This window comes from Microbacterium sp. (assembly GCF_036566905.1).
Lineage (GTDB): Bacteria > Actinomycetota > Actinomycetes > Actinomycetales > Microbacteriaceae > Microbacterium.
This window is the reverse complement of record NZ_DATCVK010000188.1, coordinates 44218-60587: the sequence shown is the minus strand read 5'-3', so window position 1 is coordinate 60587 and position 16370 is coordinate 44218. Positions and strand designations below refer to the sequence as shown.

The 16370-nt window shown below is 64.4% G+C and carries 13 protein-coding genes; 8 read left to right on the top strand and 5 right to left on the bottom strand.

All coding sequences use genetic code 11. The features are described 5' to 3' along the window. Nucleotides 1-730: 730 nt before the first annotated feature. Complete coding sequence (locus tag VIP82_RS15720; protein ID WP_331910259.1) at nt 731-1192, bottom strand: hypothetical protein; 462 nt, start codon at nt 1190-1192, stop codon at nt 731-733. Nucleotides 1193-1754: 562 nt separating this feature from the next. Here VIP82_RS15720 and VIP82_RS15715 point away from each other — a divergent pair. From VIP82_RS15715 to VIP82_RS15705, 3 genes are all read left to right on the top strand, one after another. Next, on the top strand, nt 1755-2126 hold the full coding sequence (locus VIP82_RS15715) for a hypothetical protein (protein WP_331910257.1): 372 nt from the start codon (nt 1755-1757) through the stop codon (nt 2124-2126). 50 nt (nt 2127-2176) lie between these two features. Continuing rightward, on the top strand, nt 2177-2629 hold the full coding sequence (locus VIP82_RS15710) for an NUDIX domain-containing protein (RefSeq protein WP_331910255.1): 453 nt from the start codon (nt 2177-2179) through the stop codon (nt 2627-2629). Nucleotides 2630-3120: 491 nt separating this feature from the next. Continuing rightward, nucleotides 3121-3450, top strand: coding sequence for a hypothetical protein (locus VIP82_RS15705; RefSeq protein ID WP_331910253.1), 330 nt, complete (start codon nt 3121-3123; stop codon nt 3448-3450). Nucleotides 3451-3544: 94 nt separating this feature from the next. Here VIP82_RS15705 and map read toward each other — a convergent pair whose 3' ends face one another. Continuing rightward, on the bottom strand, nt 3545-4315 hold the full coding sequence (gene map, locus VIP82_RS15700) for a type I methionyl aminopeptidase (RefSeq protein WP_331910251.1): 771 nt from the start codon (nt 4313-4315) through the stop codon (nt 3545-3547). Nucleotides 4316-4364: 49 nt separating this feature from the next. Here map and VIP82_RS15695 point away from each other — a divergent pair, with 49 nt between their 5' ends. The 3 genes from VIP82_RS15695 to VIP82_RS15685 all read left to right on the top strand — a co-directional run bounded on the left by VIP82_RS15695 (nt 4365) and on the right by VIP82_RS15685 (nt 7671). Further along, nucleotides 4365-4655 (top strand): helix-turn-helix domain-containing protein, encoded by a 291-nt coding sequence (locus tag VIP82_RS15695; protein ID WP_527250133.1) that lies wholly within the window; start codon nt 4365-4367, stop codon nt 4653-4655. 246 nt (nt 4656-4901) lie between these two features. Beyond that, nucleotides 4902-5300 carry a hypothetical protein gene (locus tag VIP82_RS15690; protein WP_331910249.1) on the top strand — a complete coding sequence of 133 codons (399 nt, stop codon included), beginning with the start codon at nt 4902-4904 and terminating at the stop codon, nt 5298-5300. A 364-nt stretch (nt 5301-5664) separates the two neighbouring features. Further along, complete coding sequence (locus VIP82_RS15685; RefSeq protein ID WP_331910247.1) at nt 5665-7671, top strand: ATP-dependent helicase; 2007 nt, start codon at nt 5665-5667, stop codon at nt 7669-7671. A 372-nt stretch (nt 7672-8043) separates the two neighbouring features. On the opposite strand, the gene VIP82_RS15680 is transcribed toward VIP82_RS15685, so the two are convergent. Further along, nucleotides 8044-8658, bottom strand: a complete 615-nt coding sequence (locus VIP82_RS15680) for a hypothetical protein (protein ID WP_331910245.1) — start codon at nt 8656-8658, stop codon at nt 8044-8046. Between the two features lie 112 nt (nt 8659-8770). Between VIP82_RS15680 and VIP82_RS15675 the strand changes: the two genes are divergently transcribed. Further along, a complete protein-coding gene (locus VIP82_RS15675) occupies nt 8771-8950 on the top strand; it encodes a MerR family transcriptional regulator (RefSeq protein ID WP_331910243.1) in 180 nt (59 codons plus the stop codon). A 497-nt stretch (nt 8951-9447) separates the two neighbouring features. Next, nucleotides 9448-10836: an AAA family ATPase gene (locus tag VIP82_RS15670; protein WP_331910241.1), complete on the top strand. Its 1389-nt coding sequence runs from the start codon at nt 9448-9450 to the stop codon at nt 10834-10836. A gap of 1510 nt (nt 10837-12346) precedes the next feature. Here the strand turns inward: VIP82_RS15670 and VIP82_RS15665 are convergent. Then, entirely contained in the window at nt 12347-13207 is an 861-nt protein-coding gene (locus VIP82_RS15665) for a hypothetical protein (RefSeq protein ID WP_331910239.1), read from the bottom strand. 332 nt (nt 13208-13539) lie between these two features. Then, nucleotides 13540-16278, bottom strand: coding sequence for an AAA family ATPase (locus tag VIP82_RS15660; RefSeq protein WP_331910237.1), 2739 nt, complete (start codon nt 16276-16278; stop codon nt 13540-13542). Nucleotides 16279-16370: the final 92 nt, after the last annotated feature.

Here is a 16370-nt window from a genome sequence, read left to right as displayed (position 1 = left end):
GTCGCTCAGCCTATTCTGAGCTCCCCGGCGCGGCCGACCTCGTCTGATCGCAGAAGGCCCTCACGCCGGTCCGCCGTGCTCTACCGACTCGACCGGGGGAACCCGTAATCGAAGCCCGGCAAGCATGGGTGCGGTTCGGCCCCACGCAATGCTCGTCGACTCTGTCGTCGTGGTATAGAACGACATGTCCAATTCACCATCAGGGAGATGCAGCTGCGCTGCTGGGTGTGGGCCAACACGGTGACTCGCCTGAACGGCGTTGACCGACCTGATGCGCCATGCAGGTCCGCCACTCGAGCGTCGCCCTCTCGAGGACCGACTTCCGAGCGCACACAATTCGGCAATCTGTCTCGGATACTGGGGACATGGCGAGCGCAGAAGGACTGGACCGAGGAACCAACATCGGGCAACGCAGTGCCGTCGCTGCGACGATGCGACTCTTGGGTGAGTCGGCAACCGCGCGGTTTGTTCCGACGGACGGCGAAGACGAGGTGTGGTTCGTGCTTCCGGACGCTCCCCACGCCGACGGACTTCGCGACGCGGAACAGGTGCTCACGCAACTCCTTCGCCGGAAGGTATGGATCACCGGAGATCTCGCGCGGTACGGACAGTCACCTGACTTCCCGTCCTGATCTGCAGAGCTGCGCGCTGAGCGACCCCTTGACGAGCCGGCCGAAACTGCCTACCGTCTCAGACCCTCAGCGCGCCGCCCATTCGTTGTCAAAGCGCCCTAGTTGTAGTTGAAGCAGCGACTTGAGTCCGGGGTTGCCTCGGGCTCACTCAGGTAGAGAATGAACCAGTTCTCGGCTCTCGCTAGATCGACATGTACGCCCAAGAGGGTGCAGGTGTACAGGACACCGTCTTCACTGCGGAAGTCAGCGCTGATCCGAGGCGTGCCGCACGCCTCAGACTCTGGCATCAGGCTGATTCGGTTCTGAGAGGCATCATCTCCCTCCTCCCAAGTGCCAGTGAAGTCGATGGTCTCCGACTCGAGAAGTTCGCTCGCCGCCCGTGGAGGATGCCCACTACAGCCGACATCGACCGGCCATGCGGTCGCCTGGAAGGTCCCGTCGTCAGCAAGTTCGAGTGTTGTGGGCAACCCGCTGCCAGCACTCCACGTCCCGTACGCGTCCTCTTCGGACAGGCTGAAGTCTGAGTCCGTGCACGCGGCCGCCAAGAGAAGGACAGCCATACAGACTGCTACCGCACCAAGTTGTCTGCGGCGCTTGCCAGTGGAGCTGGTTGTCACTCGCTCATCATCCAGTGAACGACTGGGGGAGCCAAAGCGCCGCGCGGATTGCCAACGAAGATGGCAACCGGTGCCTGTCCACTCGACAACCGCAACCAGCGGCGACGCCGGCGCGTGGGACGATCCGGTTGTACGACTTGAGCTGTCGCACTGAGGGACGGCTACCCGAGCACAGACCGACTCGCTCGCGAGCGGGGTAGCGATTGCAGCTTTCGCTAACAGGCGAGGCAACTGCTGCTAGCAAACCGCGCTGCCCATTTCCTCACTGACGTCAAGGGGTGTTGGCTCGCTGCGACCTAATCAGCCCGAATCGGGAGCACGCGGCGAACATCGACGCGCGCCGACCCAAAGCCAGTCGGGCTGACGGTCGACCAGGTGCAGAGCGCTGGCCGCGGGTGGGAGGCGCGCACCCGTGCCGGTCACCGCGTGGGTGTTACGCACACCGCTGTTGAGAGTCCGTCTGTGGGTGGAGGCCGCCGTGCACATGTCGACGTAGCGTGGGGCCATGAGCGACGTGATGGGATGGGGCACGATCACGATCGTCCTGGCGATCCCGATCGTGTTCGCGTGGGTAGGGTTCTCGGTGCGCCGTCGTCAGAAGGTGGATGCTCAGTCCCAACCTTCGTCTGGCGGGCTTCTCGGCTTCGATGAGCTGTTTCATCCGTCGGCCCACAACGCCCGGATCGTCTGGGAGGCCGAGCAGGAGATTCCGGTTCCTGCGCCGACGCCGGATAAGGGTCCGGGGATTATCGTCGCAGGACGCCGAATCGTCATTGAGCTTTCACCCGCTGAGGCCAATCGCCCACCTCAAAGTGAACGACGAATGAAGTCGTTGCCACGCCGGCACTCGAGGGCTTCGAGCTGGGTCGTGCTTTAGGCGTCCCAGATGGGGATCGGCTGTTGACGTCCCCGCGATAGCGTCGACGGGTGCCAGCTTCCGACTACGTCACCGCGATCCGTTCACGGATCGGAACGGAGTTTCTCCTCCTGCCCGGTGTCACTGCTGTCATCCAGGAGGCGGATCGGTTCCTCCTGGCACGCCAACGCGACTCACGACGTTGGAGCCTCATCGGTGGCGGCGTCGAACCTGGCGAGCGGCCGGAGGTGGCCGTTCGGCGCGAGGTGCTCGAGGAGCTCGGGGTTCACTCGTCCACCCACGGAATCGTCGGCGCCTACGGTGGCGAAGCACTCGAGGCGGTGTACCCAAACGGTGACCGCGTCGGCTACGTGACCGTCGCATACCGGTGCTCATTGCCCACTACCAACCTCGTACTGGAGAGCGTGGAGCTTCTCGAGACGCGATGGGTGACTGCCGGCGAAGTCCGAGCGCTAGACCGCCATGAGTGGATCGACGAGGTCCTTGCAGACGCCGTTCGGTAAGGGACCCATAAGCGCGCCGGCTGCTCACAAGGTCGGCGGCGCGGGTGCGAGCCAGCTTGTGCCGGTCAAGGTGGGACGCCAGTCAAACCGGCTGCTCTCCAGCTCTTGCTCTTGTGAGCTGCGGGGAATCCAGCGCAGACCCCATTCGGCCGTCAGGCGGGCGGGGAGGTCGCGCTCGTCTGCGTAGAACTCGCCTGCTGCGTCTACGTGCGGGCTCGCGTCGATGACGTATGTCCACCAAGGCTCGCGCGAGTCAGGATAGAGGAACAGCAGTCGACCGGTCACGGCCCCGTCGTGATGTGAGCTCGGCGTCCTCCCGCCCAATAGTCCTCATCTGCCGCCGCGACGTCTCCCATTTCTGCATGATGCCACGATCGAGGGCGATCGCACGACGACCGATCATCGCGCGGCCGGTACCGCAGGGAGCCGACCGGGCATCGAGACCAGGCTGCCGACGAAGCGATGTCCGAGTCGAGCTCTACCTTCGTTTCATGGACCCCATCCTTGTCGGCTTCCTGACGACCGGCGCAACGCTATTCGTCACTGCGGCATTGTTCGCCATCGACTATGTCCGGCGTTGGCTCGGCGACAACAGAAGGCACCGAGAGACGATTGTCAAGGATGTACTCGCGACCGTTGAGCGAGCGTCTCGGAGTGCGCTGCGCGCACCGCTGTCCGAGAGGCGATTGCAACAGCGAACGCGTCTTCGTGTCCATAACCACGGCAAGCGACGAGCTGGTGCGTTTATTACCAACGACGGTGCCGTTCAGCCGCTAATCCAGAACAACATAGGCGCGCGGCGCCAAGGACCAGGCGTCTGACGCACGCATGCGGACCGGCGTGCGTTCCACTCAGCAACGGGCTCGAGTCCCGTCTACCCACCTATGTATCGGCGCGCTGGACGACCGTCGTGTGCTATCGCGCTGAAGTGAGGATCTCGGGGGCGCCGCCGGTGATGGCGATGGTGTGTTCGCTGTGCGCCGTACGACAGCCGGTGGCGCTGCGAAGGGTCCATCCGTCAGGGTCGGTGATCAGAGCGTTCGTGTCTTCCATCACCCAGGGTTCGAGGGCGAGAAGCAAACCGGGGCGCAACTTGTAGCCGCGGCCGGGGCTGCCCGTGTTGGCCACATGGGGGTCGCCGTGCATGACGGAGCCGATGCCGTGCCCGCCGAAATCTGTGTTTATCGAGTAGCCGGCGTCCTCGAGCACGGCGCCGATGGCGTGAGAAATGTCGCCGATGCGGTTCCCCGGGCGAGCTGCGTCGATAGCGGCCGCGAGGGCCGCCTCTGTGGCCTCGATGAGCCGGACGCTACTCGCGGGTTTGGTTGGACCAACGATGAAGCTGATTGCGGCATCGGCCGCCATCCCATCCTTTAGCACCGCGAGGTCGAGGGTGAGAAGGTCTCCGTCTTCGAGCGTGTAGTCGTGCGGCATCCCGTGGAGGACGGCGTCGTTCACGGCGGTACAGATGTAATGACCGAAGGGTCCGTGTCCGAACGATGGCGCGTAGTCGACGTAGCAGGACCGCGCGCCCGCCTTGACGATGAGCTGACGTGCCCAATCATCGATGTCCAGGAGGTTCACTCCGACCCTCGCTCGTTCCCGCAATTCGCTCAGCGTGTTTGCGACCACGGCGCCGGCCGATCGAGCGCGGGCGACCTCCGAGGGATGGAAGATCTCGATCATGGTTGCTCCAATTCGCGCGGTATGAAAATACCGGTCAAACTATACCGGTATGATCGAGCTCATGATGGTTCGCTTGCCGCACAGCCCGGAGGCCATCGAGCGGGGTCGGCGTCTCGGCGCTCTTCTGCGACATGCCCGCGGGAGTCGTTCGATTCTCGACGTCGCGTCGGCGGCGGGAATCTCCCCGGAGACCCTCCGCAAGATCGAGACGGGTCGACTGGTCACCCCCTCCTTCGCCATCGTCACCGCCGTCGCGTCGGCGCTGAAACTCTCGCTTGACGTGCTCGCTGCTGAGTCCAGAGTGACGGGCACCCACACAGGCGAGCGTCTCTCCGCCTGAGCTCGACTGACGCGCGGTCAACGACCGGTCTTGGGGCGGCCTTGAACCGATACCGCCGAGGATTGTGGACGCGGTCGATGGCGTTCGCTCAACTTCGTAGACTCGACGAATGCTCATGGGCACCTACCGTCGCGCATACTCGCGCGTGCATGACGAAAGGTGAGTCTTCGACGCGACCGCGCCCGTTCCCGCGGCCCATCGTGGCACCGACCGCTTGGCACCGCCGGGCGCGCATTGTTCTTCTCAGTGATCACAGCGCTGCTAGCCGTGTCAATCGTGTTGGGCGTTGGTGGGATGGTCAGCGCGAACGAGCCAGTCGTTTGGGGAACCTTCACCCAGCAGGACTGCGAACCGAAAGGGAGGGGCGGATGCCGAAGCATCGGCGTCTGGGTCAGCGATGACTCGACAATCCGGAAAGAGAACATCTACCTCGATGGTTGGCCGCCGGACCCCGATGGATCTGTGCGAGCGGGGTATCGCCCCCACGGCTTCAACAACGACGACGAGAACAACATCGTTCACGTCGCAGCAACCGCGCACGGCTGGATCTGGGCGCCGTGGATCTTGACCGCCTATCTAGCCGGCGTCATCGTCCACTACGCGATCAAGTGGCGACCGCCTGCTCGCACCCGCACACAAGAGTGAATTGACGGGAAAGGTCCTCGCGCGACGGCGAGACCGCACCGCGTTGTGTCGTCACCGCAGGCCAATCGAGTGCCCCATCGACGTGCTCAAAGCGAGCCGGCGACACCATCCAGGAGCAGACGCGGCAGGCGCTTGCGAACTGCAAAGCTAGGCGTCGAACTGCCCGGCATCCTCGTGTCCATCCGCGCAACCGCTGTCACCGCCTAGTTCGCGGCTCCGGCGGGACGTCCGCACGACGACCCTCAGAGGGCGGGAGCCGCGCACTTCAAATACCGCTCCGGCCCGACCACACGGATCCGCTTGAGCATCTCCGCGAAGCGGTCGTGATGGCTGAATGTCGGGGGGTCTCCTTACCGTCATCTCCGTGGCAACATCTGATGCGCTCGCCGGGCTGGATCTCGCGCAGCTTGAGGCCGTCGAGCACGGCGATAGGCCGCTTGTGGTCGCAGCAGGGGCCGGTACCGGGAAGACGCGCGTACTCACCGCGCGGGTCGCGCGGCTGCTCGAGGCGGGGGTCGCACCTGAACGGATCCTGCTGCTGACGTTCACCCGGCGCGCGGCATCCGCGATGCTCTCTCGCGCTGCCGTGATGTGCGGCGACCCGCAGGCTGCGCAGCGCATCGCCGGCGGCACATTCCATGCCGTCGCGCACCGCATCGTCGCCGAGCACGCGCAGCATTTGGGGCTGGAGGACGTGACCGTCATCGATCCCGACGACGTCATCGACCTGATCGACCTGCTGCGCGCGGAGCATGGGCTCGACGGCACGGAGGTGCGGCTGCCCACGACACGCACGATCGCGGACATCGCCTCGCGCGCGATCAACACCGCGACCCCGGCTCGTGCCGTCATCGAAGAGCAGTTTCCCTGGGCGCTCGAGCAGGCCGACGCGATCGCCGGCCTATTGCGCCATTACCGCGACCGGAAGCGCGAGCGCGGCCTGCTTGACCTGGATGATCTGCTCATCGCCTTGCGGGCGCTGGTCGCCGACCCCGATGTCGGAGCGCGGCTGCGGGCGCGCTGGGACTGGGTGCTGGTCGACGAGTACCAGGACGTCAACCAGCTGCAGGTCGACATCGTGCGCGGGCTCAGTCCTGACGGCCGCGGGCTGACGGTCGTCGGCGACGACGCACAGGCGATCTACGCGTTCCGGGGGGCGAGCGCCGGGCACCTGCTCGAGCTCATCGAGGCGTACCCTGACGCCACGCTCGTGCGCCTCGAACGCAACTTCCGTTCCACGCAGACGATCCTCGACCTCGCGAACCAGGTGCGGCCGGGCGAACTGAGGCTGCGTCTCGTCGCCGACCGTCCGCAGCCGGGCGCCCGGCCGACCTTGGTCACCTGCCGCAACGCCGACGACGAGGCCCGCGTGATCGCCGACCGCATCCTCGCCGCGCACGTCGATGGCACGCCACTGCGTTCGCAGGCCGTGCTGATGCGCACCGGATCCCACAGCGCGCAGCTCGAGGTGGAGCTCAAGGTGCGGGGGATCCCGTTCCACAAGTTCGGCGGGATCGGCTACCTGGAGACGTCGCATGTGCGCGACCTGCTGGCGAGCTTTCGAGTGGTGCTCAATCCGGCAGATGAGGTGTCCTGGTACCGGCTGCTCACCCGGCACCGCGCTATCGGCAAGGCGAGTGCGCGCGTACTCGCCAGGATCCTCGCGGATGGGGGCGGCGATCGCACGGCTGACGCGGTCGCGGCGGCACCAGCGAAGGCGCGCACCGGGCTCGCGTCGACCCTGTCGCTGCTCGGCGCCGTCGACTCCACGACGGCCGTACCGGAGTTGGTCGAGGCATGCCGAGGCGCGGTGGATCCGTTACTGCGCGCTCATTACCCGGACTGGCAGCGTCGGGTGACCGAAGTCGACGGCATCGCACAGGCCGCTGCCGGACAAAGCGATCTCCGCACGTTCGTGAGCGAGCAGGCGATCGACCCGGTGAACGTCGCCGGCGACTGGGCGAAGCAGCCGCATCTCGACGAAGACTGGCTGACCCTGTCCACGATCCACTCCGCCAAGGGCCTGGAATGGGACACCGTGCACCTCCTGCGCGTGAACGACGGCGCGATGCCCTCGGACATGGCGCTCACCTCCCGCGCCGGGCTCGCGGAGGAGGAGCGGCTCTTCTATGTCGCGCTCACCCGCGCACGCGACGCCCTCGACGTGTACGTGCCCTCGCAACTGCCCACGCATCCCACCGCATTCCTGGCAAAGCATGTCGCCGCCAAGCCCAGCAGGTTCCTGACCGGGCTCACCCGCGCTCTCATGGAGTCGGTCAGCACGGCCGCCGTCAACCCCGAGCCTGCGATCAAGCAGGCCGCCGCGGCGCCGCGCGTGCGCACGGACGAGTTCGACGAACTATTCGCCTGATTCGCACTGGTTGGTCGAGATAAATCCCCGGTCAGCGTACAAAAAAAGCACGATGCCCCCTGGAGGGACTCGAACACGTTTTGAGCATTTTGCATAGCGACGTCGAACGACAACTTCCGCGGAATTACGCGGGTTTTTGAGATCGCTGCGACATCCAGCGACGTCCGAAAACAGCCAGCGGCGAATGGAATGCGGCCAAAATGCGGGCAGGACTTGCCAGTCCTGGAGCGGGATTCAGACCCATCTCAGAACTGGATGCGGCCAAGCCGGTATTGGCTGGGGGCTCAAGCGTGCGGTTTTGGGCGCTATGCTCATAGAGACGCGTTCTGTTTGGCATAGTGCTCAAATGCGGTTCGACGCATCCCAGCGGTGTCAGCGACCGATCGAAGGCCCCGATGAACCTGGTCGGACCACGGGTCCGGTGAACTGCTCGCGGAGTTGCTGCTCGCGAGCCTGGACAAGCACCTCGCGACCGGTGGCCTCGTCGACAAGTCCGGCAATACGGGCCCGATTCATCATGCGCGTCGCGGTGCTGACGCTGACGCCGAGCTCTTCCGAGACGAGCTTGAGTGGCCCGTCGTTGATGACCGAGGCGAGCCGGTACAGCCTGACAGCCTCGCGCAGGTTCTGGTCCTCCGAGCGCGACTCGTCCGCCCGCAGTCGCCTGAGGTACTGTCCGTAGGTCTCGGGCTCGGACAGACCGCCGTCGATGCGGACAACGCGAGACGCAGCCCACTTGACGATGGCCTGCACTCGGAGGTCGCGCAGCAGCGTGGTGGTCACCTCATCGCCCTGGCCGCTCCGATCCACTCGAATCGACTCAGCCGCTGCCCGCCGCAGCGTCGGGTCGTACACGACGTGCGCACGCACGGCACCCGGAACGTCAGGAATTCCGGTCACGACGGCGACCCACGAGCGTGGAATGTGAATGCCGTCGCCGGCGTCGAGGATCTCGTCGTCGATCAGTTCGATCGAGAGTTCAGGCATGCTGCGAGTTTCCCAGTTCCTGCAAGCGCGAGCAAGTGATGACATCGTGCACTCACGGGTGTACAGTGCGTGAGCAAGTGATGACATCTACCATCCAGCGAAGGAGAAAGCCATGAACTCATCGCCGAATTCGCTTGCCCTGACGATGAAGGATGCCGCGAAGCTCGTCGGCGTCGACTACCGCACGATCAAGCTTGGCATCGAGAACGGGACCATCCCCACGATCCAGCTCGGCCCGCGTCGGATGATCCCGCGCGTGCCGCTGCTGCGCGCCTTCGGCGTCGATGCATGATTACGTCCTTGACGCCGAGGCAGACCTTGCATGGGGAGTCAGACCCAAGGACGTCTCGTGCCGCGGGGTCGACTCCTTCGCATCACCTGAGCCGAAGGTCACCACCTAGATTGCTTGCGACGATCGGTCGACAGACTGGACCGTCCGCCCCGGCGGATGTCAGAGATTGTGAGCGTCTCGACATCGGCCGGGCGTGGGGTTTCGGAGTCGTCACATTGGCTGCTGAAGGCCCTGCAGTGAGGAGCTTGGGCGAGCGCGAAATCGGTATCGTGGGAAACAGTGGCGGCTGAGTGCGCCAGACGACGCAGTAGCTACGTCCGAACGACCAACAGGGGGCGCGTTTGTTATTCGACTTTGTCGTCGACCCCGGCGGCCGTCCAGAGCGGGGTCGGGGCCACACTTCTGTGAAGCTCCGCCGCAACTCATGGAACGACTTCGGGTACGGCACTACATTCGATCTGCTCCTCGCGCGCGGTACGGAGTGGGTGCCGGTTGGCGTGACCAAGATCGGACGGGTTGGTCTGGTCCCAGGCTACTTCTCACAGGCTGGAGTCGAGACGGAGTCTGTGGAATTGCCTCATCAGTTCCAGCAGCTGGATGAGGGCTTCTTCTCGCTCGGCCAAGATGCAAGCTTCTACGAGAATCTGGTAAATCGGCTCGGGGCGACCGACGCAAGGAAGCTTCTCACAGCGCTCCAGGACTTCGCCGCCGTTCCATCGTTGCTGTCTAGGTATAGCGATGAGGACGTGGTCCAGCGCTCTCTGATGCGCTCGGTGTCGATACGGACGGTGACTGATCAATACACACGGATCCTCACAGGTGACCTGCAGAAGCGCGGGTTTAACCTCACGATCAAGCTCGACCCTGGCCTTGACAATGAGTCACCGGACATGCGGTTCGAGGTGAACCGAAACCGTTCGCTCCCTAGCAACGTTCACGCTCTTATCGGCGCGAATGGGACCGGGAAGACGACGGCGCTCTCGAACATTCGGTGGGCATTCGAGCGAAGCGTCGAGTATCCGCTGCGATCCAGCCCACTTACAGTCTCCAATCCGGAGCAGATCGCCGGGCTTCTCTCGATCAGTTTCAGCGCCTTCGACACCTTTCCCCCTAGTCTTCGCAACAGTTCAGACCAGCTCGAGTTCCGGATTACGAACATCCGCCTACCCTGGATCAGCCAACCGGAAGCGACCGGATCCCGGCCCGGCCTCACACCTGCAGGAGCGGCACGTGCGAGCGAAATGGAGATGGGACAGCACGTTCGCGAAGAGACGTTGGGATGTCTGGCGGAGCGACCAGAACGACTGCTTCCCTTTCTAAGGTTGCTAGCTGATGCGGACCGGGTGCTCGATTCCCACCGAATCTACGAAGCGCACGCGTTAGAAGACCTCGACTTCGCTGGCCTCAGCTCCGGCCACAAGATCGCGATCCTTATGGTGGCGAGTCTTGTGCGGTACTGCGAGGAGAAGACTCTTGTCCTCCTGGATGAGCCCGAATCGCATCTGCATCCACCTCTGCTGGGGGCACTTACGCGCGGGCTCTCAGACCTGATGACGGAAATCAACGGCTTGGCAATCGTTGCGACGCACTCACCCGTTGTGCTGCAGGAAGTTCCACGCCGATGCGCGTGGATCATCTGGAGCGCTGGGACAGGTCCGCGCATCGAGCGACCTTCAATCGAGACTTTTGGAGCAAACCTCGGGGTACTTACCCGAGAGGTGTTCGACCTGGAAATGAACCGGTCTGGCTACCACGCCTTTCTTCGTGATGTCGCTGCAAGGTCAACCTCGTACGAGGACGCTATCCGCCGACTGGACGGCGAAATCGGAGATGAAGCCAAACTTCTTCTACGTTCGATGATTCGTCGCAATAGCGAGGACATGTGATGCGAATGATCTCGCCGCTTCCTCTGACGGGCCGAGAGGTCCGAGATGCTTGCTTACCGACGATGAATCCGGGACCAGTGAAAGATCGTATTCTCCGAGACTTGTCGAGCATCGAAGCCGAGGAAGACGCACTCTACGACGCCGCGTCGAGGCGAGCGCTACGTTCGCTGGCGCCTGCACAGTTTATGCCTGTCGTTAGTCGGGACATGAAGAAATTCTATGAGAACCGCCTCCGAGACAGCGCTCCCGGCGGCCGCATATGGAGGGCCATCCTCGACATTGGCGGACTCCGCTGCCCCTTCTGCCACATCGCCGTACCAAGAACCGTCGAACATTCCTTTCCGCAGTCGAGGTATCCACGCCTGACTGTGGAGCCATTGAACCTCGTTCCTGCGTGTCGCGACTGCAATTTCGAGCGGAACGTTGGACATGGGTCGATCACGGTCAGCCCATATTTCGATAACTGGGTTGCAGACGTGCCTTGGCTGCGAGCGGAGGTCGTCGACATAGCAGAACCGCATGACCTTCGCTTCTATCCGGAGCGCCATCGCTCATTCGCTGATGACCAGTGGGCGGCGTTGCAACAATTTGTTGATGATGTGGACTTAGCGCGCCGTTACGTGGATCCAGCCATTCAAGAGTTCGAGGGATTTGCTGCAACGCTCCGCCTCGTCGATCCCCACCCGACGGCCACCGTCGTCAAATTGGCCCTGGAGGACAAAATCGCGAGCAGTGAGTCAGCCTATGGACACAACCGATGGCAAACCGCGGCGTACCATGCCTGGCTGGGCGTGGCAGATCTAGTCGACTGGTCGACCGCTGGCACACCCCCCCCCGTAGTTGTGCATCGTGCCTATCCGCTGGCGGCGCCGTTGAGCGCCATCGCATCCCGAACCCCACCTCGGCCACAGATGAACGGGGTGAGGTTTCCCTAAACGCTGCGCACGACGGCATACCCCAACGCGCTTACCCGCCCCGGGCGGTTCGCAACAGATGCTTCGGCGCGTAGCCCTCAATGAAGTTGCTTCAGTCCCCGACTGCGACGCATTTGATCAACCTGGCGTAGCTCGGCCAGCGGTTCGTCGCATGCGGGTCGCCCCCCGCCTGCTTCGTCCGCGACGTTTGGCTCGTGGCGCGCACCTGACAGTGCGCGACCCACTCTCATAAGGTCTCCCGCGTAGAGATCTCCCACGGTGAGACTTCGAACCGTCAGCGCGCTTCCGCTTCCACCAGCGCGAGCTCTCTGGACCCGCGTCGGAACTCGCTGCGCCAGAGGTCGCCGCAACGCACGCACTCGTCGTCTCGAAACCGCGCAAAGTCGCCAAGTAGACCCGGAAGGTCCGATCATCCTAAGCGAGTGTCCAGACAACTTCCGGTGGACATAAAGGTGCCGCCTCACCTTCCTGAGGATCGCCGCCTGCACGGCCTCTGGCTCAAGCCGATGAGAGGAGCGATTCCGGAGTGAGATCGCTACGACTCGTCCTCCGCCATCGTTAACCCCACGCAAAGACTATGTAACTGGATCGAACCAATCCGCTGGAGCGCCGTCCGCCCATCTCTCGAGGGCGGCCGGGTCCACGCCCAGATACTCGGAGGCAAGCTGGTAAGTCTTGTAAAGGATGGTGCACGCCCATCGACACTGGTGTTCAACGAAGTCGACTGGGACGACCCACGGGTGCGACGCAACCTTCCCGTCGTCGACAAGTCGCGTCTGCGACTCGATCGACACAAGAGATGGGTGGGAGTAGTCCGAAAGAATGTCGTATAAGGCTTTGCCCGGTCCTGAAAGAAGTCGCTTCGCGAATAGATTGGCGCCGGCACCGAGGCCGAGCATCGGCTCGCCACCAAGTTTCCAATCCGCAATCAGATCCGGGCTACCCAGCTCCAACTCGAAGTCTGGAAACAGACTAGTCGCGGCGGCGATTTTTGCGCTTCGCTCAGCCTTGTAAGCCTTTTCGGCTGCGCGATCATACTTGCTGTGGGTGAATCCTGCGCGTTGGAACGACGAGATCGCCTCCAGATAGTACCTCGCGACGCGCGCTTTGCCGGCCGGTTGCTCGAGTTCCGGGTCCAAGAGCCATACCACCCGTCCCGCGGTTTCAAGTTGTGCTCGCACTATCGGCCACAGCGTTCCCACGACCTCCCGGGCTTGCAATAGCGCGGAGATTGACGCGAGTTGGTGCCTAAGCACGTCGGCGTATGCGGTCGCCGCGTGCGCCGGCGCATACTCAACATTCTTCTCAGCCTGCGGGTATTCCTTCCGAAAGAGGGACGCCTCGCTTGCGAATTGGGAGTTGGAGGCCTGCGAGCTGCTAGCAACCTCGACACACGCGTCTACTAGGCCGTCGCAGGTGTCAGCGAGCTGATCCATGCGATCTCCGAATTCGTCCGAAATGCTCAAGTCCGACCGGAATCTTCTTGACACGGGAACTCCTTCGTATTGCTCGCATCTTGTGCCTTAAGACGCGTGCCTAGGCTGGAGCGAACTCGCAGCCCAACTCGCATGCGCCAGTCCGACCGCATCGCGAAGCAGGACCGACCGGAGGGACAACACGTTACCTGGTTCGGTCAGGACATGTGCGGCGTGAGTACGTTGCCCAGCTCAGCGGTGTGCGCGGGCCGGTCCGCTTGCACCCAAGTGCTCAGCCCTTGAATCGAGGCTGCAGCCGACGCCGGACGGTCCTCGACTGCAACGGATCGGCTCTACATCCCGATCCCGCGCCCCGGACTCGGCGCTCCGACCACCGGCCCCGTAGCCATCGCCGCCTCCCGGTTCCTCGCCGCACGCCGCACCTCCGCCTCGGCCGCGCGCACAGCATCCTGCATCGTCAACTCCGGAGTGCCGCGCTGCATCGACTCGGCGAGGCACTCGCGGGCCGCGGCATCCGTCCGGGCCACGACAATCGCGACGTTGCTCAGCCGACCGCGCGTAAGGCCCACGTAGAGTCCCGCTGCATCGACATCCGGCCCGACCACCGACGCATCGGCGGTGTCGCCCTGCACCCCGTGCACGGTGGACGCGTAGGCGAGCTGCAGGTGTTCGCGCGCGTACTCGATGGACGCCCGCCTCACCTCGCCGCTATCGCCCACGGAGACAAGAGACACGTACTCATCGCTGATGCCGCGCACGATCCACTGCGCGCGATTCTCGACGCCCGTCAGCCGGTCGTTGCGACGGGTTTGGACGGTGTCGCCGACGAGGATCCGCTGCTGCCCCATTCCCCACGCAACGACGCCGACGTCAAGCTCGCCCTGATCGACTCGCCGCAGCTGGATCGCGTCGTTGATCGCATCCGCCTCAGCATTCGTGCCGGATACGAGCGTCACCCGCTTGCCGCGCGCGTGCCACTCGAAGTACGCGTCGATCATCCGCCCACGCGCCGCGTCGTGATGATCGACCCGATCGACATGACCGTGTTCGGCAAGCTCGCCCGCAACCACCAGCGCTCGCTCGCGATCACCCGCATCCCGCAGCCGCAGCGTGAGCGCCGCGTACTCGGGATCGAGGAACCGGTGCACCGTGTCGAGCTCGACCGCAGCATTCGCGTGCCGGATCGCAGAACCCATCGCGCCCGCATGCCCGACCGGCAACGCCTGGTGCGTGTCACCCACGAAAGCCAGCCCCACACCCTGCTCGATCGCGAGCTCGACGAGGACGTTCGCCGTCTGCAGGTCGACCATGCCGGCTTCGTCGACGACGATCCGATCGCGAGAACGCAACACGTACTGCATCGGTCCGCCGTACACGGCGCCCGTGCTGGCATCGACCTCTCCCACTCGCAGCCTGGTCCACACCTTCGCGCCGGCCTCGTCGGTGCCCCATCGGTAGCCATGATCCGAGAGCAGGGCATGAACACTGGATGCCGCGGCCCCAACCTCGCGAGACGCCACCGACGCCGCCTTCCGCGTGGGAGCAACGACTAGCATCCGACGCCGTTGCGACATGAGCGCCGCGAACGCGGCGCGCAGCATCGTCGTCTTGCCCGTGCCGGCGGGGCCAGTCACCGCAACGAGCCCGTCCGTACCGGCGATCGCGCACGCCGCAACGCCTTGCGACGCATCCAGTGCCGAGAGAACCTCGTTCGGTGAGAACTGATGCAACTCGCCCGGCAGCAGGGAGCGCCCAGACTGGGCGAGCACGTCCAAGCGGCCGGCGAGACGCACCTTGGCGCGTACGGTCTCGGTCGCCATGAACGCCTTCACGTGCGCCGGCGGCTCCGCAACGAGCCGATAGACGGAACCCCTGGCACGCTCCGTGATCTCAGCGATCACGCCATCGAGCCGGTCGCGCTCCGCAACGACGCCCGTGCGCGAGAGCGCGCGTATTGCTCCCGCGCGGATGTCGAAGATACTGAACCTCCCGCCGCATGAGATGGACCGTTCGTCCGCGTCGACGACCGCCTGTGCCGCGAGCAGATCCAGGTCGACGGCATGCAGGTCCGTTGCAGCAACGGGAATTGGTGCGCGCGGGGTGGTCAGACGCGGATCGATCGCTGCAATCTCCTCGCGGACGCGCGCCTCCCACGACGCCTCGTTGAGGTCGGCCGGCTTGTTCGGACGCGACACCGCCCACGCGCGTCGATCGATTTGCTGCAGCACCTCCACGCTCGGCGCCGATCCGCCGTGGGCTGCCGACCACTCCGCGATCAGGCGCGCACGGTTAGCTTCGATCTGCGCCGACCGACGCGAGACGGGTCGGACGGCGTCGGCGAACTCGGCGATCTCGCCAGTGTCGTCGAGCGTGTATCCGTGCCGGGCGAGCGCGGCGATCCAGGCGGGATCGGTGCGGGCGGCGAGCTCACCCTCGGCGTTGACGACGGTGTGGTGTTTCATCGCGACCCGCGAGTCGAGGTTGGACCACTTGCCGTCCGCGCCGAGCACCTTGATGTTCAGCCAGAGATGACGGTGGATGTGCGGGTCGAGCGCGCGCGAGCGCCGATGCTGCAGCTCGACGACCTCGATGCGGGTGATCTCCTCGCGGATGAGCCCTCCGTGTCCGCGCCGCGCGTTGAGCTCCGTCTGCCACGTGAGCAGGATGCGCTCACGCAGCCGGTCCTGGAGCCCCTCGAACTCGGCGGCCAGCTCGGGATGCAGCAGCGCGGCGATGCTGTAGGACTTCGGGTGGTTGAGCGTCCCGTCGAGCAGCAGGTCTGCGTCGGGGCTCAGCCGCTGATGGCCGCGCTCTTCTCCGGTGACCGGGTCGTGTCCGGTGAGCCAGACCCGAAGGTCGCCGGCGGTGAGCTCGTCTTTGCCGATCCTGCCGCTCGCGACGATGAACCGCGAGACGGTTGAATCGGATGCTGCGCCGTACGCTTCGAGCGCGTCAACGCCGGGGGAGTGCTGCAGGTGAGCATCGCAGGTGCCCTCGAGCGCGTAGCCGATCGCCTGTCGAACCCCTCGGGAATCGACACCTCGCTTCCATCGCTCGAGCCCTCCACGCATGCCGCCAGATTAGGCTGGGTTTTCACGCTTATCCAGGGATTTTTCTGCGGTGCAGGTTCGTGTAGGACAGTGCTTGTAAAGGGCGTCCTTCA